The sequence below is a fragment of the Succinivibrio faecicola genome (genome assembly GCF_019448115.1).
Taxonomy (GTDB): domain Bacteria; phylum Pseudomonadota; class Gammaproteobacteria; order Enterobacterales; family Succinivibrionaceae; genus Succinivibrio; species Succinivibrio faecicola.
The window spans coordinates 1-3,498 of sequence record NZ_JAGFNY010000061.1; the positions used below are offsets into that span (position 1 = coordinate 1).

Sequence of the window (3,498 nt, forward strand, 5' to 3'; positions counted from 1 at the left end):
CCATCGAATAATAACCTATTCACAATATATCGTCTAATTATATTTTAATATAATTCAATATTATTTACAGCCACTATTGGAGCAATTCATCCCAACCGCCTATAGAGGCGGGGGAATTCTTGCTAGATAAAGTTAAATTTTATTGTCTAGAAATAAATATATATATTTTAAATCACAGACAATATGGATTTATTTAGAAAAAAGTCATTATTTTGAGAAAATAAAAAAAGAGAATATGTCTGATATTCATATTCTCTTTTGATGTTATATTTAACTTTAAAAATTCAGCTCTACTTTTTCAAAAAGGCATCTGAATATGCTTTATAAGGTTCAAACAATTTTTCAATTTCACCATCTTCAAGGGGTCTGTAATCTCCTTCTGAAAGCGTTTCATCAAGACAAAGTGATCCAATATAAAGTCTTTTAAGCTCTATCACCTCATTATCAACACATTCAAAAAGTCTTTTTACCTCATGAAAACGACCTTCTGTAACAGTGACTAAAGCAACATTATCAGAAACAATTTCAAGTAAAGCCTCTTTATATCTGCTTTTTTCCTCAGGATGCTTAAGTCCCTTTGCAAAAAGAGCGATATCCTTTTCACTGATCTTATCTTTAGTTGTAGCAAGATATGTCTTTGTTACAAGATATTTTGGTGATGTAATCTGATGATTAAGATCACCATCATCTGTTACAAGAAGCAGACCTGTTGTATCAATATCAAGTCGACCTACACAGTGCATCTTTGTAAACTTTGGAATATCTGAAAAGATATTTATAACAACAGGATTATTATTATCTCTGTCAGCACAGACATAACCATCAGGCTTATTGAGCATGTATATCTGCTTTTTAAAGCCCTCATCTGCACTCATCTGACAACCATCAAGACTGATGGCTGCATTTGATGCAATTTTTAAAGAAGGATCGGTTACAACTTCACCTTCAACCTCACACAACCCCTGTCTTATAAGTTTGACAGCTACAGAGCGTGTCAGATCAAAATTGTGACAAACAGCCTTATCAAGACGTAATGTATCTTTTGCCATTTTAGTTGTACTTAGCAAGGATTAGGGAGGCATTTGTACCGCCAAAACCAAAAGAATTTGACATAATTCTGTTGAGTTTTGCATCTCTTGCGGTATTTGCAACGATATCAAAACCCTTTGCTGCATCATCTAAGGTATCAATATTGATTGATGGAGCAATAAAGTTATTAGACATCATCAGTAATGAGAAGATAGCCTCATTTACGCCAGCAGCACCTAAAGCATGACCTGTCATTGATTTTGTTGATGATATTGCAGGACACTTGTCTGTAAATACCTTACCTATTGCCTCAAGCTCCTTGATATCACCAAGTACTGTTGCAGTACCATGAGTATTGATGTAGTCAACAGGACCATTTGCTGTTGCAAGAGCCTGTTTCATACAGCGATAAGCACCTTCGCCTGATGGAGCTACCATATCATAACCATCAGATGTAGCACCGTAGCCTTCAACAACAGCAATGATATTTGCACCACGCTTTTTAGCATGCTCAAGCTCTTCTAGAACTAAAATACCACCACCAGCACCGATTACAAAACCATCTCTTCCAGAATCATAAGGTCTTGATGCCTTTTCAGGTGTTTCATTAAAAGCTTTAGATAAAGCCCCCATTCCATCAAAAAGACAAGAAATTGACCAGTGGGCTGACTCACCGCCACCTGCAAACATAATATCGTGTCTGCCAAGAGCAATCTCATCACAGGCAAGTGCAATACAGTGAGCTGAGGTAGAACATGCTGATGATACGGTTAAGGATGCACCTTTAATCTTGAATGCTGTTGCAAGATTAGCAGATGTAGTTGAACTCATAGCCTTTGGTACAGCATAAGGACCTACTCTTTTAATACCTTTTTCTCTTAAGGTATCTGCAGCTTCAACAATTGCACAAGTATCACCACCACCAGAGCCTACAAAAAGACCAGTTCTCTCATTGCTTACGTCACTTTGCTCAAGGCCTGCATTTTTAATTGCTTCTTGCATTGCAACATATGCATAACCTGCAGCCTCGCCCATAAATCTGAATACTCTTCTGTCAATAACATCTTTAAGGTCAAGATCAACCAGACCTGCAACCTGAGAGCGCATCTGTTTTTGTGCAAATTCCTGAGCAAACTTGATGCCAGACTTACCTTCTTTTAATGCTTTTAAAACAGCATCTAGTCCAGTACCAATAGATGAGACAATACCCATGCCTGTGATTGCTACTTTTTTCAAGGTCATACCTTACTCCGTTTTTTTATGAATTCTGTATACTTAGTGCAAACGATACCATAATATTCTGTTTGAGCAAAACATTATTACAAATCTATACAAAATATGATGCATAAGACAGTTTTTTTATATCTTTTTTTACAGGTAGAAAAACAAAGCTGACCAATTTTATCCAGAGCAAAAAACATAGTATCGATGCAACATAAAATTTTATAAACAAAATGACATTACACTAAGATCGTATATTCAAATTTATGCTCTAAAAAGCAAGATTAAGAAAAAAATCGGTAAATTAAAATTGTTTTATTGTATAATAATGCGCAAATTTAGGCCTTAGGATAGTTAAAAGGCTTAAAGCAAGTATCAAAAATCATCATGATACTTTGTTATACGGATTATTCAATTAACGTTGTTCTGTTTTTTGATAATCGGTTTTGTTTAATTAAATCAGGTATTACTCTTTTATATGGCAAAAGAAGAAAGCATTGAAATGCAGGGTACCATCCTTGAGACCCTTCCAAATACTATGTTCCGTGTTGAGCTTGAAAACGGTCATATTGTTATGGCTCATATTTCTGGCAAGATGCGTAAAAACTACATCAGAATTTTAACTGGCGATAAGGTTACCGTTCAGTTAACACCATACGATCTGACAAAAGGTCGTATCACATTCCGTGCCAGATAATAAGGCAGATAATTTAAATTACAGCCTGAAACATCTGTTTCAGGTTTGTTTTTTTGCTCACCTAAGATCTTGTAAAACAGTTCAAAAATAGAATTGTTCCTTCTTTTTTAATCAAAGCCTTGGTTATATCAAACATTCAATTTATTGCATTGATCATTTAACAATAAAACGCATCACTTCAAAAATACAGGATAATATCACCAATTCATTGCATATTTCCTAACTTGATTTTATCAATCATTTTCAATCAGCATATTCATTTAAAACAGTTAAGAAAACGATTTATAAATGATATATTAAGTGAATTCTAATACCGATAATTATGTTACATGTGTTCTAGACAAGCACATTAATCTTTATTAGAATTAGGTATTGATATTAAATACGGATAAAGAATATGTGTGATAAGAATTTCAAAAAACTGCCATTTGGTACAGAGGAATTCTCTGAACTTAGAACAGAGAATTACTATTATATAGATAAATCCTCCTACATAAAGAAAGTTTTTGAAAATTCAGCATCCGTAATTCTTTTCACAAGACCAAGACGAT

4 protein-coding genes are annotated in these 3,498 nt (G+C 34.2%); 2 read left to right on the forward strand and 2 right to left on the reverse strand.

The window, feature by feature from the left end:
* Nucleotides 1-290 precede the first annotated feature (290 nt).
* Together J5V48_RS09510 and fabB are read right to left on the reverse strand one after the other, a co-directional pair.
* Nucleotides 291-1,049: a pseudouridine synthase gene (locus J5V48_RS09510; RefSeq protein WP_219938367.1), complete on the reverse strand. Its 759-nt coding sequence runs from the start codon at nucleotides 1,047-1,049 to the stop codon at nucleotides 291-293.
* Between the two features lies 1 nt (nucleotide 1,050).
* The gene (fabB, locus tag J5V48_RS09515; RefSeq protein ID WP_219938373.1) at nucleotides 1,051-2,265 is read right to left on the reverse strand and encodes a beta-ketoacyl-ACP synthase I; all 1,215 of its coding nucleotides are present in this window, start codon (nucleotides 2,263-2,265) and stop codon (nucleotides 1,051-1,053) included.
* Between the two features lie 463 nt (nucleotides 2,266-2,728).
* Between fabB and infA the strand changes: the two genes are divergently transcribed.
* Nucleotides 2,729-2,947 carry a translation initiation factor IF-1 gene (gene infA, locus J5V48_RS09520; protein ID WP_219938371.1) on the forward strand — a complete coding sequence of 73 codons (219 nt, stop codon included), beginning with the start codon at nucleotides 2,729-2,731 and terminating at the stop codon, nucleotides 2,945-2,947.
* A 397-nt stretch (nucleotides 2,948-3,344) separates the two neighbouring features.
* Nucleotides 3,345-3,498, forward strand: a 154-nt coding sequence (locus J5V48_RS10105) for an AAA family ATPase (RefSeq protein ID WP_219938375.1), incomplete at its 3' end; no start/stop codon positions are given.